This is a genomic window from Pseudomonas sp. B21-017 (genome assembly GCF_024749245.1).
Taxonomy (GTDB): domain Bacteria; phylum Pseudomonadota; class Gammaproteobacteria; order Pseudomonadales; family Pseudomonadaceae; genus Aquipseudomonas.
In genome coordinates this window covers 4406424-4424664 of record NZ_CP087194.1, presented here as the reverse complement: position 1 = coordinate 4424664, position 18241 = coordinate 4406424, and the positions used below count along the sequence as shown (strand labels likewise).

The 18241-nt window shown below is 60.6% G+C and carries 12 protein-coding genes; 8 read left to right on the top strand and 4 right to left on the bottom strand.

The genetic code is table 11. The annotated features are described in order from the left end of the window. Positions 1–58: 58 nt before the first annotated feature. Genes LOY28_RS20005 through LOY28_RS19995 form a run of 3 tightly spaced genes read right to left on the bottom strand, consistent with a single transcriptional unit; the run spans position 59 to position 4607 of the window. Complete coding sequence (locus tag LOY28_RS20005; RefSeq protein ID WP_258612423.1) at positions 59–1453, bottom strand: efflux transporter outer membrane subunit; 1395 nt, start codon at positions 1451–1453, stop codon at positions 59–61. A 7-nt stretch (positions 1454–1460) separates the two neighbouring features. Further along, positions 1461–3434 (bottom strand): MacB family efflux pump subunit, encoded by a 1974-nt coding sequence (locus LOY28_RS20000; protein ID WP_258612422.1) that lies wholly within the window; start codon positions 3432–3434, stop codon positions 1461–1463. Further along, positions 3435–4607, bottom strand: a complete 1173-nt coding sequence (locus tag LOY28_RS19995) for an efflux RND transporter periplasmic adaptor subunit (RefSeq protein WP_258612421.1) — start codon at positions 4605–4607, stop codon at positions 3435–3437. A gap of 333 nt (positions 4608–4940) precedes the next feature. Between LOY28_RS19995 and LOY28_RS19990 the strand changes: the two genes are divergently transcribed. From LOY28_RS19990 to LOY28_RS19965, 6 genes are all read left to right on the top strand, one after another. Beyond that, positions 4941–5423: a sigma-70 family RNA polymerase sigma factor gene (locus LOY28_RS19990; protein ID WP_018925353.1), complete on the top strand. Its 483-nt coding sequence runs from the start codon at positions 4941–4943 to the stop codon at positions 5421–5423. A 131-nt stretch (positions 5424–5554) separates the two neighbouring features. Further along, positions 5555–6892 (top strand): lysine N(6)-hydroxylase/L-ornithine N(5)-oxygenase family protein, encoded by a 1338-nt coding sequence (locus LOY28_RS19985; protein WP_258612420.1) that lies wholly within the window; start codon positions 5555–5557, stop codon positions 6890–6892. Positions 6893–7323: 431 nt separating this feature from the next. Then, entirely contained in the window at positions 7324–10041 is a 2718-nt protein-coding gene (gene mgtA / locus LOY28_RS19980) for a magnesium-translocating P-type ATPase (RefSeq protein ID WP_258612419.1), read from the top strand. Between the two features lie 174 nt (positions 10042–10215). Then, entirely contained in the window at positions 10216–10593 is a 378-nt protein-coding gene (locus LOY28_RS19975; protein WP_258612418.1) for a response regulator, read from the top strand. A gap of 142 nt (positions 10594–10735) precedes the next feature. Next, entirely contained in the window at positions 10736–11362 is a 627-nt protein-coding gene (locus LOY28_RS19970; protein ID WP_018925357.1) for a response regulator transcription factor, read from the top strand. A gap of 32 nt (positions 11363–11394) precedes the next feature. Next, complete coding sequence (locus tag LOY28_RS19965) at positions 11395–14601, top strand: ATP-binding protein (RefSeq protein ID WP_258612417.1); 3207 nt, start codon at positions 11395–11397, stop codon at positions 14599–14601. A 3-nt stretch (positions 14602–14604) separates the two neighbouring features. Here the strand turns inward: LOY28_RS19965 and dkgB are convergent, their stop codons facing one another. After that, the gene (dkgB, locus tag LOY28_RS19960; protein WP_064619017.1) at positions 14605–15408 is read right to left on the bottom strand and encodes a 2,5-didehydrogluconate reductase DkgB; all 804 of its coding nucleotides are present in this window, start codon (positions 15406–15408) and stop codon (positions 14605–14607) included. Positions 15409–15651: 243 nt separating this feature from the next. Here dkgB and LOY28_RS19955 point away from each other — a divergent pair, with 243 nt between their 5' ends. Beyond that, positions 15652–16518 carry a pirin family protein gene (locus tag LOY28_RS19955; protein ID WP_018925360.1) on the top strand — a complete coding sequence of 289 codons (867 nt, stop codon included), beginning with the start codon at positions 15652–15654 and terminating at the stop codon, positions 16516–16518. A 136-nt stretch (positions 16519–16654) separates the two neighbouring features. Next, positions 16655–18103, top strand: coding sequence for a mechanosensitive ion channel domain-containing protein (locus tag LOY28_RS19950; RefSeq protein WP_258612416.1), 1449 nt, complete (start codon positions 16655–16657; stop codon positions 18101–18103). The last annotated feature ends 138 nt before the right edge of the window (positions 18104–18241 follow it).

Sequence of the window (18241 nt, the reverse complement as noted above, 5' to 3'; positions counted from 1 at the left end):
CTTGTGGCAAGGGAGCAAGCTCCCTCGCCACACAGTTTTTGGTGACGGATAACCTCGATCAAAGCACCTGCCACCCCCCACCCAACGCCTTGTACAACGCAATGCTCGCCTGCAACCGCGACAACCGCAGTTGCACATTCGAGTCCTGCGCCGCATACAGCGTGCGCTGCGTTTCCAGCACCGTCAGCCAATCCTCGGCGCCAGCCTGATAGCGGCTTTGCGCAATGTTGAACGCGGCCTGGGCCTGGTTCAGTTCTTCGCGTTGCCACTGCCGCTGTTCATCCAGGCCGCGAATGCTGTTGAGGGCTTTTTCGACGTCGGCAAACGCATTGATGATCGCGCCTCGGTAGGCTTCCAGCAGTTCTTGTTGGCGGGCCGTGGCCTTGTCGCGCTCGGCACCGAGGCGGCCGTTGTTGAAGATCGGTGCGACCAGCCCGGCGGTGAGGTTGTAGAACGGGCTGCGCAGAATGTCGCTGGCCGTGTTGGCGCCCGAGCCGATGTCGGCGCTGAGGGTCACGGCGGGCAACATGGCTGCGCGTGCGACCGTGACGTTGGCCTGGGCGGCGGCCAGTTGCGCTTCGGCGCGGGCGATGTCCGGGCGGCGGCTGAGCAGTTCGCTGGGCAATCCGGCATCGATGGCAGGCCATTGCAGTTGCTCGAAGGATTCGTGGCTGGGCGGAAGTTGCTGAACCGGTCGGCCCAGCAGGGCGGCGAGGCTGATCCGGGCGTCCTCGGCTTGCTGGCGAATCAGCGGCAATTGCCGTTGTTGCGCCGCCACCAGGCTTTTTTGTTGGGCCAGTTCCAGCGCGGTGGCCGAGCCTGAGTCGAAACGGGTCTGCACCAGTTTCAAAACGTTCTGTGCATTGGCCAGGTTCAGCTCGGCAATGCGACTTTGTTCATCCAGCGACAAGGCTTGCGCGTAGCTGTTGGCCACGCCGCTGAGCAAGGTCAATTCAACCGTGGCCTGATCGAACTCGCTGGCGCGCAGCCCGAATTGCGCACTGTCCCGGGACGCGCGTTTGCCGCCCCAGAAGTCGATCTCGTAACTGGCGCTGAGGTTGGCGTCAAAGTAGTCCACGGCCTTGTTGCTGCTGTCGGCATCGAGTTGACTATAGCCGTTGCCGCGCAGCAATTTCTGGCGGTTGGCGTTCATGCCGGCCTTGATCTCCGGCAACTGCGAGCCGCCGGCAATCACCGTGTCGGCCCGGGCCTGATGCACCCGAGCGATGGCTGCGGCGAGGTCATAACTGCCGACGCGGGCCTGTTCGATCAGGCGATCAAGCTGCGGGCTGCCGAACTGCGTCCACCATTGTCGACTCGTCCGGGAGGCACTTTCATCGTGTGGCGATTGCCAGGCCGGCGGTGGTGGAATGCCGCTGTCCGGGCGCGCAGCCGGGTGGCTGCAGGCGCCGAGTAACAGGCAAAGGGTCAACAGGCTCAGTTGCGGTTTCATAGATCGATCATTCACTGGTAAGGGCCGTGACCGGGTCGAGTCGGGCAGCTTTGCGGGCCGGCATGAAGCCGAAGACAACGCCGGTGATCAGTGCGCAGGCGAAGGCGCCGATGACCGCCGCCAGGGAAAAGGCCACCGCGACTTTGCTGAGCACCAATGCGCCGCCGACGATCAGCGCCAGGGCGATGCCGGCGATCCCGCCGACCACCGAGAGCATCACGGCTTCAGTGAGGAACTGGCGCAATATGTCGCGCTGACGAGCGCCGGTGGCCATGCGGATACCGATCTCCCGGGTCCGTTCGCGCACGGTCATGAGCATGATGTTCATCACGCCGATGCCGCCCACCAGCAGCGAGATCGCCGCAATCGAACCGAGCATCAGCGACAGCGTATTTTGCGTGCGCGCCTCGGCCTGAATCATCGCGGCGTTGTTGGTCAGTTCGAAATCGTGTTTGCCGTCGTGCAGGCGCAGCATCAACTGCTCGATGGCCTTTTCGGTCGCTTTGACCTTGCGCGCGTCGGCCGCGGCAATGGCCACGTATTCGGGGTTGTGGGTGCCGAACAGCCGGACACTGGCGGCCGAGTAGGGCACGGCAATCCGGTTGTCGCTGTCGGAGTCGCCGGAGCTGGCGCCTTTTTCTGCGAGCACGCCGACGACCTGAAAGGGCACGTTTTCGATCAGGATGTATTGGCCGATGGGGTTGGTGACGTCCTTGAGCAATTTGCTGCGCACCTTGTGGCCGATCACCGCGACCGCCGCGGCGTTGCGTTCATCGGCCTCGGTGAAGTAACTGCCCTCGACCACCGGCCAGTTGAAGATCGCCGGAAAATTCGTGTCATTGCCGCCGACGTAGCTCAGATGGTCGAGATTGCCAAAGCGCACCCCGGCTTCGGCGCCGTTGACCGGCATGATTCGCATGACTTGCGGCAGGCTGGCCAGCGCGGCGACGTCATCCAGGGTCACGATGCCCGGCGGCGTGCGCGGGTTGGGAGCGGAGCCGCTGAGGTAAATGATGTTCGAGCCGAACGCGCCCATCTGCGCCATGACCTGACGCTTGCTGCCTTCGCCGACCGCCAGCATCACCACCACCGAGGCGACGCCGATGATGATCCCCAACAGCGTCAGGGCGGTGCGGAAGCGGTTGATCCACATCACCCGCCAGGCCGCGTGTATCGCATCCACCAATTCGCCTTTCCAGGCACCGGTGGCCTCGCTGCCTTCGCTCAGCCGCTTGCGCAAATCCACCGCTTGCAGCGCACCGGGATTGGCCGAGGCCTGCACGGCGGGGTTGTCGCGGGCGCTGTCGCTGATGATCAGGCCGTCACGGATTTCGATCACGCGTTTGGCCCGGGCCGCCACGTCGCGGTCGTGGGTGATGAGGATCACCACATGGCCCTGGCTCGCCAGTTCGTCGAGCAGTGCCATGACCTCGGCGCCGCTGTGGCTGTCGAGGGCACCGGTGGGTTCGTCGGCGAGGATGATGTGGCCGCCATTCATTAATGCGCGAGCGATGGACACCCGTTGCTGCTGGCCGCCGGAGAGCTGGTGCGGACGGTTGCCGGTGCGTGCTGCCAGGCCGAGACGGTCGAGCAGGGCGGCGGCGCGGGCGTGGCGTTCGGCCGCTGGGGTGCCGGCGTAGATCGCCGGCATCTCGACGTTTTCCTGGGCCGAACCGGACGGAATCAGGTGATACCCCTGAAACACGAAACCGAATGCCTCGCGGCGCAGCCAGGCCAGTTCATCGCTGTCGAGTGCCGCGACATTTTCGCCGGCGAACCGATACTCGCCGGACGTTGGCCGGTCGAGGCAGCCGAGGATGTTCATCAGCGTCGATTTGCCGGAGCCGGAAGCACCGACGATCGCCACGAACTCCCCGGCGTGGATCGACAGGTCGATGCCGCGCAACACATGAACTTCAGGCGCGTCGCCGCCACCGTAGGATTTACGAATGTCCTGCAGGTCGATCAGAGGCGTTTGCATTCAACCTCCGCTGCCGTCGGCGGGGCCGATCAACAGGTGATCGCCTTCGGCCAGTCCGTCGAGGATCTGCACCTTCAGGCGGTCGCTGATGCCGGTGCGCACGGTCCGTTGCTCGATGCTGCCGTTCTGGGCGACCACCCGAGCCGTTTGACTGTCGGCCTGCGGGCCGCCCTGCAAGGCGGCGACCGGCGCGGTAAGGACGTTTTTTGCCTGGTTGGAAACGAAGAACACTTGGGCGGTCATTTCCGCCATCAGCGCGTTGTCGGCGTTGTCGACGTCCAGCAGCACCGTGTACAGCACCACGCGGGCCGTCCCGCTTTTACTGGAACTGGCTGGACTGCCGCCGCCCTGGCTGGTCTGATCCAGCGGCTTGGGCGGTATCGGCAAAATCTGCCGCACCGTGCTGCTCCAGCGCCGGTTACCGCCGCTGAGCGTGGTGAACCAGGCGGTCATGCCGGGTTTGACGTGGCCGATGTCAGCCTCCGAGACCTCGGCCCAGACCGTCATCGGCGACAGTTTGGCGATGCGCAGGATCAGCGGCGTTTGTTGCTGGGCGTTGAGGGTCTGGCCTTCGCGGGCATCGAGGGCCACGACCGTTCCGCTCATCGGTGCGTAAATGCGCGTATAGCCGAGTTCGGCCTGATCGCTGCGCAGGTTGGCCTGGGCCTGGCGGATCTGCGCCTCGAACATGTCGATGCGCGCCTGGGTGGTGCGCAGTTCGGCTTGGGCCGTTTGCACGTCTTCGTCCCGTGTCGCGCCGCCGGCGGCGAGGTTCTGTTGACGCTGATATTTCTGCCGGGCCAGGTCGTGTTGTGCCCGTTGCTCCTGCAGCTGCGCCTTGAGGTTGTCGATGGAAAAACGCCCGGCGTCGAGTTTGGCCTGTTGGGTGGAGGGATCGATTTCCACCAGCAACTGGCCTTCCTTGACCACGTCACCGACCTCCACATGGATCTTGTGGATCTGCCCGGAGGCCTGGGCGCCGACATCGACATACCGCCTCGGTTGCAGGGTTCCCAGCGCCGTGACGCTGCTTTCGATGTCGCCGCGCGCGACCTGGACCGTGGCGAACCGATCACGACCGGGCGGCAAAACCTGCCAGGCCGCGATGGCGATAACGGGGATCAGACAAAGGGCAACAAGCAGGGCGCGTCGGGTGTGACGGGGACGTTTCATGCAGGGTTCCGGCCAATGGGATTCGGCCCGTCATTCAGCAGGCGTGCCAAACCTGGCGACAGCTGAACGCTGTCGGAGGACCGACAGCCACGGGGAGCTGTCCTGTAGACGAGGGAAGGGGCGGGGAATTTAAGCGTTGAGGCTTTGAGTGACAGACAAAGTCAAAGGTATAGGACAGCACTATTTAGCAGGCAAATAGAAACAGCGCTTTAAATCTATATGAGAATTACTATAAATTACACACTCGAAATCGCCATCATCGTGCCACTGCCTACTTGGGCGGTGGCAGATCTGGTTCAAGGATAGAAACCGCACCCCGTGCGGCCGGGAGTCATGTTGGAAAACTACTATCGCGAGCTGGTGTGTTTCCTGAACGCCAGGCTAGGCAACCGCCAGGTGGCCGAAGATGTGGTGCATGACGCGTATCTGCGGGTACTGGAGCGTTCCAGCGACACGCCGATCGAACAACCCCGGGCGTTCCTTTATCGCACCGCGCTCAACCTGGTGATCGACGACCATCGACGCAATGCCTTGCGTCAGGTCGAGTCTCTGGATGTGCTCGACAGCGAAGAACGCTACTTCATCCCTTCGCCCCACAACAGCCTCGATCACGGTCAGCGCCTGGACATGCTCCAGCGCGCGCTGGCGGAGTTGCCACGGCTGTGTCGCGAGAGCTTTCTGCTGCGCAAGATCGAAGGCCTGTCACACCCGCAAATCGCCGAGCACCTGGGGATTTCCAAGGCGCTGGTGGAAAAACACATCGTCAATGCCATGAAGCATTGCCGGGTGCGTATGCGCCAGTGGGACGTCGCTTAAATCAGTCCTCGTTAAATTTTTTTTCATGGTCCTCGTTCCTATTCAACAGACGATCTGCTGCCGCCAAAGGCCGGTCAGGTCACCCAGGCTTTATCCCCGCAGCTGCGGGGTTTATCCAGAGGACACTGGAAATGACACAGGCAATTGCATCGCCCATCGTTCACGACCTGATCGGCGTTGGTTTCGGCCCTTCGAACCTGGCCCTGGCCATCGCCCTGCAAGAGCGCGGGCCGAGCCAGGGCGAGCTGGATGTGCTGTTTCTCGACAAGCAGGCGGACTACCGCTGGCACGGCAACACCCTGGTCACCCAGAGCGAACTGCAGATTTCTTTTCTCAAGGACCTGGTGACGCTGCGCAACCCGACCAGCCCGTATTCCTTCGTCAACTACCTCAAGCACCATGGTCGTCTGGTGGACTTCATCAACCTCGGCACCTTCTATCCGTGCCGCATGGAGTACAACGACTACCTGCGCTGGGTCGCCGGGCAATTCACCGGGCAGAGTCGCTACGGCGAGGAAGTGCTGACCATCGAGCCGGTGCTGCATAACCAGCAGGTCGAGGCGTTGCGAGTGATCTCGCGTGATACCCAGGGTTTGCAGCATGTGCGTACCACCCGTTCGGTGGTGGTCAGCGCGGGCGGTACACCGCGGATTCCCGAAGCGTTCAAGGCACTGAAGGATGACGGTCGAGTGTTCCACCATTCCCAGTACCTGGAGCGCATGGCCAGGCAACCGTGTGTGAACAACCAACCGATGAACATCGCGATCATCGGCGGCGGGCAGAGCGCAGCGGAAGCCTTCATCGACCTCAACGACAGCTTCCCGTCGGTGCAGGTGGACATGATCCTGCGCGGTTCGGCCCTCAAACCGGCCGATGACAGCCCCTTCGTCAACGAGGTGTTCTCGCCGGAGTTCACCGACCTGGTGTTCCAGCAGGCCAGCAGTGAACGCGAGCGTCTGGTCAACGAGTACCACAACACCAACTATTCGGTGGTGGACATCGACCTGATTGAACGCATCTACGGGATCTTCTACCGGCAGAAAGTCTCGGGCATCGCGCGCCATGCGTTCCGTACCCTGACCACCGTCGAAAAAGCCACCGCGACCGAGCGCGGTATCGAGCTGGCGATGCGCAACAACGCCACCGGCGAAGTCACGGTTCACCGCTACGACGCCGTGGTGCTGGCCACCGGTTACGAGCGGCAGATGCACCGCAAACTGTTGGCGCCGCTGGAGCAATACCTCGGCGATTTCGAAGTCGATCGCAATTACAGGCTGATCACCGACGAGCGTTGCAAGGCCGGGATCTACATGCAGGGTTTCTGCCAGGCCAGCCACGGCTTGAGCGACACCTTGCTGTCGATCCTGCCGATCCGCGCCGATGAAATTGCCGGCTCGTTGTATGACCATGGCAAATCCCGCGGGCATGGCCGGTCGGTCAGGGACTTGTTGTTGGCTACTGCCAGCTAAGATTTTGTGGCGAGGGGGCTTGTCGGAACGCCCCCTCGCCACAGGTTTGCGATCAACCTGAACCCTTCCTGAAGAACCCCGCGATTCCCCCCGCAACACCCCTGCGCAGCGTTTACTCTCTAGATATCGCGGCGTAAGCTTCGCGCGTTTTCATCAATTAGCGGAGACCCACAGTGGGTACTTGTTCGAGTGACAGTTGTCGGCCGGTCTCGGTAACCGGCATTTTCCCGGCAAGATAACGCGCAGCCTTTTTCTGCCGTTGTCTCGCCGTAAAGCGAGCAGCGGCATCCCGATCGTGGCCGGTTTTGGCCCGACTCCCGACGTCCTCTCATCGACGCTGAACAGCGTGTGATGTTCGACCCCGTGTCGTCATCGCAGCGCCTCGACACGCCTGCTCGACGGTTTCCCGGCTGACCCTGGGGGGCACTGCCATGAACCTGACCTGGCTGAAAGAATTCTTCGCCGGATTCCTGCGAAACCGTCACATCGCCCGGCACTTCCGTCGACTGGCGCTGCTGGAAAGCTTCACCGACACCACGGTCAGCCGTGAAGTCCCGCCGACGCTCGCGCAAACCCTGGTCGCCGCTGCCAACAGCGACACCGGCCAATTGCTGGATAACCTCGGCAGCCACCCTGACGGCCTGACTGAACCCGAGGCCGATGCGCTGCGCGAACAATACGGCCTCAATGAAGTCGAGCACGAGCAACCGCTGCCGTGGTGGACCCACCTGTGGCACTGCTACAAAAACCCGTTCAACCTGCTGCTGACCTTGCTGGCGGTGATCTCCTGGCTGACCGAAGACATGAAAGCCGCCATCGTGATTTTCTCGATGGTGGTGCTCTCGACCTTGCTGCGTTTCTGGCAGGAAACCAAATCCAACCAGGCCGCCGACGCGCTCAAGGCGATGGTCAGCAACACCGCCACGGTGATGCGTCGGGAGGTGGCGAACAACGGTGCGCAACGCCTCGAATTGCCGATCAAGCAACTGGTGCCGGGTGACCTGATCGTGCTCTCGGCCGGTGACATGATTCCTGCCGATTGCCGAGTGCTCAACGCCAAGGACCTGTTCGTCAGCCAGGCCGCGATGACCGGTGAATCGATGCCGGTGGAAAAATTCCCACGTCAGCAGGACAACCACACCCACAACCCGCTGGACCTCGACAACATCCTGTTCATGGGCACCAACGTGGTGTCCGGCACGGCGATGGCGCTGATTCTCACCACTGGCAACAACACCTATTTCGGCGCGCTGGCGCAGCGGGTCGGTGCCACCGATCGTGCGCCGACTTCGTTTCAGACCGGGGTCAACAAAGTCAGCTGGTTGCTGATCCGCTTCATGTTCGTCATGGCGCCGCTGGTATTGTTCATCAACGGTTTCACCAAGGGTGACTGGACCGAAGCGTTGCTGTTCGCGCTGTCGATCGCCGTGGGCCTGACCCCTGAAATGTTGCCGATGATTGTCACCTCGACCCTGGCAAATGGCGCGGTGTTCCTGTCGCGCAAAAAAGTCATCGTCAAACGCCTTGATGCGATCCAGAACTTCGGCGCCATGGACGTGCTCTGCACCGATAAGACCGGCACGCTGACCCAGGACAAAATCTTCCTCGCGCGCAACGTCGATGTCTGGGGCAACGATTCCGATGACGTGTTGGAAATGGCCTACCTCAACAGCTACTACCAGACCGGCCTGAAAAACCTGCTGGACGTGGCCGTGCTGGAACACGTGGAGATCCACCGTGAACTGAAAGTCGGCACGGCGTTTCGCAAGGTCGACGAGATTCCGTTCGACTTCACCCGTCGGCGCATGTCGGTGGTGGTGGCCGAGCGTGATCAGCCGCATCTGCTGATCTGCAAAGGCGCGGTGGAAGAAGTGCTGGCGGTGTGCACCCGGGTGCGCCATGGCGATGCCGACGAGGCGCTGAGCGATGAATTGTTGGCGCGGATTCGCCAGGTCACCGCCACCTTCAATGCCGAAGGCCTGCGGGTGGTGGCGGTGGCGGCGCGGCCAATGATCGAGGGCCGCGACACTTACAGCCTGGCCGATGAACAGGCGCTGACGCTGATCGGTTATGTGGCTTTCCTCGATCCACCGAAGGAAAGCACCGCGCCGGCACTCAAGGCCCTGGCCGCGCACGGTGTGGCGGTGAAAGTGCTGACTGGCGACAACGAACTGGTGACCGCGAAAATCTGCCGTGAAGTCGGGCTGGAACAGCAAGGCCTGCTGATGGGCAACGACATCGAGCGCATGAGCGACGCCGAACTGGCGGTGGCGGTGGAGACCACCAACGTCTTCGCCAAACTCACGCCGTCGCACAAGGAGCGTATCGTCCGCCTGCTCAAGGGCAACGGTCACGTGGTCGGCTTCATGGGCGACGGCATCAACGATGCGCCGGCCCTGCGCACTGCTGACATCGGCATTTCGGTGGACAGCGCGGTGGACATCGCCAAGGAAGCGGCGGACATCATTCTTCTGGAAAAAAGTCTGATGGTGCTGGAGGAGGGCGTGCTGGAAGGGCGACGGACCTTCGCCAACATGCTCAAGTACATCAAAATGACCGCCAGTTCGAACTTCGGCAACGTGTTCTCGGTACTGGTGGCCAGTGCGTTCATTCCGTTCCTGCCCATGCTGCCGATGCACCTGCTGGTGCAGAACCTGCTCTATGACATTTCGCAGATCGCCATCCCGTTCGATAACGTCGATGAAGACATGCTGAAACAGCCCCAACGCTGGCAGCCAGCGGACGTCGGACGCTTCATGCTGTTTTTCGGCCCGATCAGTTCGATCTTCGACATCAGCACCTTTGCCTTGATGTGGTACGTGTTCGATGCCAACACCCCGGACCACCAGACCCTGTTCCAGTCCGGCTGGTTCGTGGTCGGGCTGCTGACCCAGACGCTGATCGTGCACATGATCCGCACGCCGAAGGTGCCGTTCCTGCAAAGCCGCGCCGCCACGCCGCTGCTGGTGATGACGGGCATTATCATGGCCGTGGGGATTTTCCTGCCGATGGGGCCGCTGGCGCATTACTTCAAATTGCAGGCGCTGCCGTCGCTGTATTTTGTGTTCCTGCCGGTGATTCTGCTGGCGTACATGGCACTGACCCAGGCGGTGAAAGGTTTCTATATTCGGCGGTTTGGCTGGCAGTAAGGCTGCCAAAAGTAGGAGCTGTCGCAAGCTGCGTCAGCTCCTACGAAGGCCGCGATCTTTTGATCTTTAAGTCGGACAGAGCGCCCTATTTTTAGGAAAAGTCCTACAGAACGCTTCCCGAGTCTTCCGTAGCCTTGCCGCCTCACTCATCAGCCATTGACCTGGAGGCCCGCGATGACCAATAAAGCCTTGCGCATCCTGATCGCCGACGAACAGCATTTTCACCGGCTGAAAACCGAGCGGTTGTTCAATCAGCTCGGTTATTACCGGGTGGCACCGGTGCACAGCCTTGTGCAGATGCTGACCTTGGTCGAGTACGGTTGCGAGCCGTTCGACCTGGTGATCATCAATGCCTCTCTGGCGGCAGGGGCATTGGATCTGTCCGGGTTCTTGCGCGATAACCGCCAGGTTCACCACGCCTTGATCTACGAAGACCACGCGGCGCTGCCGGATTTAGCCGCCATTCGACGGCTGATGGAGCTCATCGATCCGCCTGCGTGTGAAGCTGCATCGCCACTGGATCAGGAGCGGAGTCGACAACGGATCGGTTGAGTCCAGGGTTACCGTTCGTCGGTACTATCATTTCTGATAGGTACATTTCTCCTGCTTTCCGTGCAAAAGTCATTGCGCAGCCGCTGCGTCTATCCCGGCGGTTACCGGCGGGCAATCGTTGAGTTTTTGCAAAGGAATTGCCATGAAGAAAGCGCTGATTGTGGACGATCATCCGGTGGTACGTGCCGCAGTCACACTTGTACTCGAGCGGGAAGGCTTCAAACTCATTTTTGAGGCGTCCAGTGTTGGCGAGGCCTTATCGATACTTCGTGAGCATGCAGTCGATCTGGTGATACTGGATCTGGTTATGCCCGGTGGCGATGGGCTGGAGCTGCTGGACCGGATCAGGGCCAATGGTTGGCTATGTCTGGTACTGGTTTTCACTTCCCTGGATCCGCTTTTTTTTCAAGAGCGTTGCATGCGCGCCCGGGCCATGGCTTATGTCGCCAAGACCCGCTCCTTGCAACAATTGCAAAAAGCCGTGCACGCCGTCATGGCCGGTTACACCTTTTTCGCGCGGTTGCCTGCGGGATCGCAGGACCCCCGGCAACGCAGCGAAAAAGAGATGATCGATAAACTTTCCAACCGCGAACTGACAATCCTGCGGTATTTGGCCCAGGGCATGAGCAACAAGGCGATCGCCGAACGTATGCACCTGAGTCACAAGACCGTCAGCACCTACAAGACCCGCTTGATCGAAAAACTGGGCGTGAACGCTGCGGTACACCTGCGCGATTTCGCCAAGCGTAATCTTCTGATCTCTGAGTGAACTCGACCGTGCGCATCTTCCAGTGGGGCTTGATGCTATGTCTTGTATCGCAGGCCCTGGTCGCGGTAGCCGACGAGCCTAAGTCATTGCGCCTGCTGGGGCGCTCCACGGTGGATGGCTATGCCGTCCAGCTGGGCATGGATGACCGCAATTGGCTGGTCAGCAAACGGGTGTTGCGCGTCGGAGTAACGGGGCCGGACTACCCGCCCTTCGAATTGACGCGCAATCACGATGAACTGGAGGGCATTACCGCCGATTACGTCGAGCTGCTTGCGCAACTGCTGCACGTCAACGTCGAGGTGCTGCGCTACGGCACACGCGAGTCGGCGATGGAGGCACTCAAACGCAAAGACCTGGATCTGCTGGGAACCTCCAACAGCTTCGAGGCCGCCGATCCCGAACTGAATCGAACCAGCGCCTATGCCGAAGATCAGCCGATGCTGGTCACCAGACTGGACGAGCGCATGCCCGAGGATCTGGCGGGTAAACGCATCGCCATGGTCGCCGACTATCTGCCGGAGCAGACCGTCAAAGCCTTCTATCCCAAGGCTGATCTGCAACGTTACCCGTCGGCGCTCGATGCACTCGGAGCCGTGGCATACAGGCAGGATGATGTGTATCTCGGCGACCTTATCAGTGCCAATTACCTGATCAACAACAACTACCACAATAACGTTCAGTTGATGGGGCCATCCGGCCTTGACGCCAACCCGTTCGGTTTCGCATTGGTGCGGGACAATACGCGCCTGAAAAACATCGTCGACCAGGCACTGGCGGCGATCCCGATGGAGCAACGCTCTGCCATCGAGCAACGATGGAGTGCCGGCCGCGCCAATCGACTGGGTCTGCAGCGGGTGAGTCTGAGCGCCAGTGAACAGCACTGGCGGGATCAGCATCCGACGGTGAGCGTCGGAGTGGTCGGGGACTTTGCGCCTTTGACTTTCTATGACGCCGAAAGGCGATTCAGCGGGTTGACCGCGCAATTATTGACGCTGATCAGCCAGCGTAGCGGTTTGAACTTTGACGTGCAGCGGGGCCAATCCCTGGACGAGCAGATCCAGCGACTCAAGGCTGGCGAGATCGACATATTGCCGGCGCTCATCCCCACGACTGAAGGTGTGGCCGCGCTGCGTTTTACCAGCCCTTACGTCACCAATCCATACACGCTGGTCAGTGCAGTCACCCCCGGCAGCCCGAGAACGCTGGACGATCTGGCCGGCAAACGCCTGGCGATTTATCACAGTCATCCCATGCGCGCATTCATTCTTGCCAGGGCACCGCAGGTGCGGATGCTGGATGTGCAAAGCCCGGCCCAAGGCCTGGAAATGGTCATGAAGGGGGAAGCCGATGCCGCGCTCAGTTCGTTGTTCATGACCCGCTACCTGATTGCCCGGTATTACAGCGGGCGTCTGCGCATCAGCAGTACCGTGGGCGATGAACCGGCACGCATCGCTCTGGCGACCGGAAGTGATGCGCTGGAGCTGCACTCGATTCTGAACAAGGCATTGCTGAGCATCTCGCCCCAGGAGATGGACGATCTGGTGGCCCGCTGGAGCAATGACGTGGTGGTGGATGACAGCTATTGGTTGCGTCATCGCCAAGGCATTGTTCAAGCGTTTGCCGTGGCGGGAGCCTTGCTGTTGCTCGCCTTGGGCTGGATCGCCTGGCAGCGTCGGCAGATCCGCCAGCGCCAGCAATGGTTGCGGCAATTGCAGGACGCCAAGGCTGAGGCGGAGGATGCCAATGGCGCCAAAACCACTTTTCTGGCGACCATGAGTCACGAGCTACGCACACCGTTGTACGCCCTGATCGGCATGCTCGAACTGGCCTTGAAGCGTGCGGACGAGGGCGTCACCGACCGTAGCGCCATTGAGGTGGCGTCCAGTGCCGCACAACAATTGCTGGCGCTGATCGGCGACATTCTGGATATCGCGCGTATCGAGTCAGGGCATTTATCCCTGACCCCTGAGCGCGCCAATCTGCGGGGGCTGGTGGAATCGGTGTGTCGGGTTTTCGAAGGCCTGGCACGGCAGAAAGCGCTGGCGTGGCGAATCGATCTGGACGAACACAGTGACTGTGATGTGTTGATCGATCCCACACGCTTCAAACAGGTGCTGTCCAATCTGCTGAGCAACGCCATCAAGTTCACCCGTGAGGGTGAAGTGAGCTTGACGCTGCGAGTGGCGCCCGCCATGTCGGGGCATCTGGCGGTCAGCGTGCGCATTGAAGACACCGGCATTGGCATCAGCGCCGTCGACCGGCAACGGCTGTTCAGCCCGTTCAGCCAGGCCGATAACGGCCGACAGTCCGCTCGAAGCGGTTCTGGCCTGGGGTTGGTGATCAGCCGCACGCTGTGCGAAATGATGGGCGGGCGGTTGCAACTCGACAGCGTCCTTGGACAAGGCACGCAGGTCGACATCAATCTTGAGCTGATCGCATTGTCGTCGTTGCCTTCCATTGAGGCCGTGGAGAGCGGATTGCAGGCGCCAACGCGGCCACTGACGATTCTGGTGGTTGACGATCACCCGCCTAATCGACTGTTGCTTTCACGGCAACTGAGCCACCTTGGGCATCATGTTCTGGAGGCCGAAGAGGGCGCACGGGCGCTTAAGCTGTGGCGCAAACATGAGTTCGATCTGGTGGTTACCGACTGCAATATGCCCAGGCTCAGCGGTTATGAACTGGCGGGTGCAATCCGCGATGAAGAGTGTGCCAAGGGATTGCCACCTACATTGATTCTGGGCTGTACCGCCAATGCGCAGCCCGAGGAGAAGGCCCGATGCCTGGAGGCGGGCATGGACGACTGCCTGTTCAAACCGATCCTGCTGGCGGATCTGAACACTTGGTTGGCCTCCAGGTTTTTGAACCAGACGCCAGAACCTGTCGCAGAGCCCTTGACGCCGGAGATTGACCTCAGTGGCCTGGAGCAATACGTCGGTGCGGACCGCACGTTGATTGATCGTCTGGTGCGCGAACTGACGGTGACCAACCGGGTGGATCGGGATGATCTGCTCCAGGCGCACGCCAATGGCAATCACTGTGTGCTGCGCGACCTGGCGCACCGCATCAAGGGCGGTGCGCGCATGGTCCGGGCACAGCGCTTGGTTGAGCATTGCGAGCAACTGGAGCGTGTCATCGATGTGGGGGATTCAGCGCTGCTCGACGAAGCCGTCGATCAATTGCAGCGCGCGATGTCATCGCTGGATGAACGCTTGAGCCAAGATTTAAGTCAGGGCTGAAACTCAATCCCACCGCGGCGCAATGCCGTTGGGGCTGGTCAGTCGCTGGCCGCGATCCAGGCCCGCGATCAGCGCCATGTCGGCGTCGCTCAGGGTCAGCGTGCAGGCGTGCAAATTGCTTTGCAGGTTGGTGCGTTTGGTGGAAGAGGGGATCACCGCGTACCCCAGTTGCATGGCCCAGGCCAGGGTGACTTGGGCCGGTGTCGCCTGCAGGCGATCGGCGATCTGCTGGATGAGCGGATCTTTCAGCACTTCGCCATAGGCCAGGGTCATGTAAGAGGTGATCTGGATGCCCTGGCTTTGCGCAAATTCGACGACCTTGCGGTTTTGCAGGTACGGGTGCAGTTCGATCTGGTTGGTGGCGATGTTCTCGGCGCCGACCGCAGCAATGGCTTGCTTCATCAGGTCGACCGTGAAGTTGGACACGCCGATCCGACGGGTCAGGCCCAGTCGTTTGGCCTCGAGCAGCGCCCCCATGAACTCTTCGACCGGCACCTGATCTTCCGGTGACGGCCAGTGGATCAGGGTCAGGTCCAGATAGTCGGTTTGCAGCTTATCCAGGCTCTCTTTGAGGCTGTCGATCAACCGGTCTTTGGCAAAGTTGGCGACCCAGATTTTGCTGGTGATGAACAACTCTTCACGGGCAATGCCGCTGGCGGCGATGGCCTGGCCGACCTCGGCTTCGTTTTCGTAGATTTGCGCGGTGTCGATGACCCGGTAACCCAGCTCAAGACCGGTGCTTACCGAATCGATGACCACTTGGCCTTGCAGGCGAAACGTACCAAGGCCGAATGCGGGAATAGACATCAATGACTCCAGGGATTGCAGTGGGAATGGGCGGGAGTATCCCCGGCTGCACCCTTGAGAAAAACCGCTGGTTTGGCAAAGCACTGTTTACCGCAAGTCATGAATGGGTTGTTGGAAGATCAAAAAATCTTCCTCCATCGTTCTCCAGATAGAACGATGAGGCTGATTTTTGCAGTCTAGTGCGCCAAAGGTCATGGTTTTAAGCTTTATCCATCGCGTCACACAACAGATTCAGAGGCCAAGATGAAAAACATCATCGGTATCTACACCAGTCCACGACCTCATTGGGTCGGCGACGGTTTTCCGGTTCGCACGCTGTTTTCCTACGACAACCTGGGCAAACACATCAGCCCGTTCCTGCTGCTGGATCACGCAGGTCCCGCCGAATTCACTCCGACCACCGAGCGTCGTGGCGTGGGTCAGCATCCGCACCGCGGGTTCGAAACCGTGACGATCGTCTACAAGGGCGAGCTGGAACACCGTGACTCCACCGGCAGCGGCGGCAAGATCGGCCCCGGCGATGTGCAATGGATGACCGCGGCCTCGGGGATCATTCATGAGGAGTTTCACTCCGAAGGTTTCGCCAAAACCGGCGGCACCCTGGAAATGGTGCAGCTGTGGGTCAACTTGCCGGCCAGGGACAAGATGGCCGAGCCCGGTTACCAGACGATTCTCGACGGCGACATTGCGCGTATCCCGCTGAAAAACAATGCTGGCAGCCTGCGCTTGATCGCCGGTGAGTTCGACGGCCACAAAGGCCCGGCGCGGACCTTCACGCCGATCGACGTGTGGGATGTGCGCTTGAACGCCGGCAAGTTGCTGACCCTGGATCTGCATGAAGGACGCAACACCGCACTGGTGGTGCTGCGCGGTACGGTTCAGGTCAATGGTCAGGAACTGGTGCGTGACGGGCAGTTGGCGTTGTTCGAACGCAACGGTGATCAGCTCAGCCTCGAAGCCGACAACGATGCAGTCGTGCTGCTGCTCAGCGGCGAGCCGATCGACGAGCCCATCGTCGGCCACGGCCCGTTTGTAATGAACACCGAGCAGGAAATTCATCAGGCCTTCAGCGACTTCCAGTCGGGCCGGTTCGGCCGGATGAGCGGTTGAATACGACGCAGTAGTGGGTTGCTCTGCAACCTGGTATCTCCCACATTGGTTTTGTGGTGTTTTGCAGATCGCAGGCTTCGCCAGCTCCTACAATCTGTGAGATCTTCACGCCATTGGCCTTTGTTGGAGTTGCTTGATGCTGTCACTGCTCACCAATCACCCGTTGCTTAGCGCGCTGATCCTGATCCTGATCGATCTGGTGTTGTGGCGTTTGATCACGGCCAGTAGCAGTAACTGGAAACTGGCCGCGCGAGTGGTGATTTTCGCGTTATTCAGCGTGCTGCTGTTCAACGAAGGCTTGAACCCCATGGCGCCGGCGCCCTGGGCCGACAATGTGCCGTTGCACCTGGCGGCAACCGGTTTGCAGATTGGCTGGTGGCTATACGCAGCGCGCACCCTGACGGTATTGCTCGGCGCGGTGATGATGCAACGGGTCGGGCACACCGGGCGCTTGTTGCAGGACTTGCTCGGCGCGGTAATTTTCCTGATCGCGGTCATTGCTGCCCTGGCGTACGTGCTCGAATTGCCGGTCAAGGGCGTGCTGGCGACATCCGGCGCGTTGGCGATCGTCGTCGGCCTGGCCTTGCAAAGTACCCTCAGCGACGTGTTTTCCGGGATCGTCCTGAACACCACCAAACCCTATCAACTGGGTGACTGGATCTCCATCGATGGCACCGAAGGTCGGGTCACCGACATCGATTGGCGCGCCACACGCCTGCAAACCTCCCAAGGCAGCATGGCGGTGATCCCCAACTCCCTGGCGGCCAAGGCCAAGATCATCAATTTCAGCCGGCCCAGCGATATTTTCGGCGTCTCGATCAGTTTGCAAGTGAGCCCCCACGCGCGTCCGCAAACGGTGATCGATGCCCTGGAGCGGGCCATGCAGGGGTGCCGCTTTCTGTTGGACAAACCGGCACCGTGCGTGGCGTTGAAAAGCTCCGGCAGCACCGGCGTGGAGTATGAAATCAGCGGCTTCGTGGTCTCCATGGATCAGAAACGCATGGTGCGCAATCTGCTGTTCGACCTGGCGTTCCGGCACTTGCAGGCATCCGGCGTCATCCTGTTGTCGAACGTCGAGCCCAACGCTCCTGCGGCCTTGTCACGGCAACGGGCGTTGTTGGACAGCTCGAACATCTTCTCGACCCTGCGTCAGGAAGAGAAAGAAACCTTCAGCCAGAACATGAAGCTGCAAACCTTCCGCGCCGGAGAAATGATCCTGCCAGCGGGGGAGGTCAGCGATCATCTGTTCATCATTGAATCCGGCGTCGTGTCGGTGGAGCTGAGCCGCGGCGGGGTCAAGATCGAAAGCGGGCGCATGGGGCCGGGAGAGGTGATCGGCGAGGGCGGGGTTTTGTCCGATATGGCGATGCCGGCGGACTTTAAAGCCAAGACGACCTGCAGCTTGTACCGGATTGAAAGGGAATACCTCCAACCGTGCCTGGATGCGCGGCATGACATCGGTGAAGCGATGAAGACGTTGCTGGATTTCCGCTTGAACAAGGCTCAGGCGCTGAGTCAGGAAACACCCAAGGTGGTGGAGAAAAAAGGGTTTTTGCAGTGGTTGCGCAATCGTAGTCACCAATAGGTTGGTTGCCTGTTCCGGCGCCTTCGCGAGCAGGCGTCGGCGTCGGCACTGTCACTGAAATTCTTCTGGTCTATTGGCATCCTCAACTTCCCAATAATTGGCTATTTGTTCAACCTCAGGTCCGCATTAACGTAGCGC

What these genes read in the sequence shown, in the direction of transcription:
- LOY28_RS20005 (WP_258612423.1), bottom strand. Translation starts at nt 1,453, where the DNA reads ATGAAACCGCAACTGAGCCTGTTGACCCTTTGCCTGTTACTCGGCGCC.
- LOY28_RS20000 (WP_258612422.1), bottom strand. Translation starts at nt 3,434, where the DNA reads ATGCAAACGCCTCTGATCGACCTGCAGGACATTCGTAAATCCTACGGT.
- LOY28_RS19995 (WP_258612421.1), bottom strand. Translation starts at nt 4,607, where the DNA reads ATGAAACGTCCCCGTCACACCCGACGCGCCCTGCTTGTTGCCCTTTGT.
- LOY28_RS19990 (WP_018925353.1), top strand. Translation starts at nt 4,941, where the DNA reads ATGTTGGAAAACTACTATCGCGAGCTGGTGTGTTTCCTGAACGCCAGG.
- LOY28_RS19985 (WP_258612420.1), top strand. Translation starts at nt 5,555, where the DNA reads ATGACACAGGCAATTGCATCGCCCATCGTTCACGACCTGATCGGCGTT.
- mgtA (WP_258612419.1), top strand. Translation starts at nt 7,324, where the DNA reads ATGAACCTGACCTGGCTGAAAGAATTCTTCGCCGGATTCCTGCGAAAC.
- LOY28_RS19975 (WP_258612418.1), top strand. Translation starts at nt 10,216, where the DNA reads ATGACCAATAAAGCCTTGCGCATCCTGATCGCCGACGAACAGCATTTT.
- LOY28_RS19970 (WP_018925357.1), top strand. Translation starts at nt 10,736, where the DNA reads ATGAAGAAAGCGCTGATTGTGGACGATCATCCGGTGGTACGTGCCGCA.
- LOY28_RS19965 (WP_258612417.1), top strand. Translation starts at nt 11,395, where the DNA reads ATGCTATGTCTTGTATCGCAGGCCCTGGTCGCGGTAGCCGACGAGCCT.
- dkgB (WP_064619017.1), bottom strand. Translation starts at nt 15,408, where the DNA reads ATGTCTATTCCCGCATTCGGCCTTGGTACGTTTCGCCTGCAAGGCCAA.
- LOY28_RS19955 (WP_018925360.1), top strand. Translation starts at nt 15,652, where the DNA reads ATGAAAAACATCATCGGTATCTACACCAGTCCACGACCTCATTGGGTC.
- LOY28_RS19950 (WP_258612416.1), top strand. Translation starts at nt 16,655, where the DNA reads ATGCTGTCACTGCTCACCAATCACCCGTTGCTTAGCGCGCTGATCCTG.